Genomic DNA, 738 nt, shown 5'->3' with positions numbered 1-738 from the left:
GTAAGCGCAAAAACCTCCCCACATTTTCGTAAGCGCTGATTTGTCTATGTTTCGCCCCTCGTCTGAGGGGTATCGTAGTGGCCGATGATGTAAGAACATTCGAAACAGGTTTCGAAAGGCAGGAGGGTCAGCGGCCCTCGCGTATGGACGTCATTCCAGCAGGGCCGATGCGGCGTCGCTGGTCGGCTGAGGCCAAGGCCAGGATCATAGCGTCGAGTTTTGAGCCCGGTGCCAACATCGCGGAAATTGCGCGAACGCATGGGCTGCTGCCGCAGCAGCTCTACGCATGGCGGCATGACAGCATTCCGGGCAAACGCCTGAGCAGCAAGAAGATGGGCTTTGTCCCGGCGGTGATCGAAGATGCGGGCGGTGCGGGCTCTGCTGATGGTGGAGGCGATGAGATCGTGATCCGCACGACCGCCCTCGCGATCCACGTGCCGCCGGGCGCGAGCGAGGATCATATCGCCCGGGTGCTCGCCGCTGTGAGCCGGTCGGGATGATTATCCCGCCAGGGCCGCTCAAAGTGATGGTGGCGACAAAGCCGGTCGACTTCAGGAAAGGCGCCGTCAGCCTGGCGGCGCTGGTCGAGCATGAACTCAGGCTCAAGCCCTTCTCGGGGGTGGTCTTCATCTTCCGCTCGAAGCGGGCGAACAGGATCAAGCTGCTGGTCTGGGACGGCACTGGCCTGGTACTTGTGAGCAAGGTCTTGCAGACCGGAGGCTTTCATTGGCCCCGGGC

General features: G+C 61.9%; 2 protein-coding genes. Both read left to right on the top strand.

Going from position 1 to position 738, the window contains the following annotated elements; genetic code table 11:
• Window positions 1-77 precede the first annotated feature (77 nt).
• Window positions 78-500 carry an IS66-like element accessory protein TnpA gene (gene tnpA, locus ACI3KQ_RS15915; RefSeq protein WP_404959316.1) on the top strand — a complete coding sequence of 141 codons (423 nt, stop codon included), beginning with the start codon at window positions 78-80 and terminating at the stop codon, window positions 498-500.
• Window positions 501-526: 26 nt separating this feature from the next.
• The coding region (tnpB, locus tag ACI3KQ_RS15910; protein WP_404959314.1) for an IS66 family insertion sequence element accessory protein TnpB at window positions 527-738 on the top strand (212 nt) is incomplete at its 3' end.

Origin of the sequence: Sphingobium sp. ZW T5_29 (assembly GCF_044987515.1) — a bacterium.
Taxonomy (GTDB): Bacteria; Pseudomonadota; Alphaproteobacteria; order Sphingomonadales; family Sphingomonadaceae; genus Sphingobium.
This window is presented reverse-complemented; position numbering and strand designations above follow the sequence as displayed.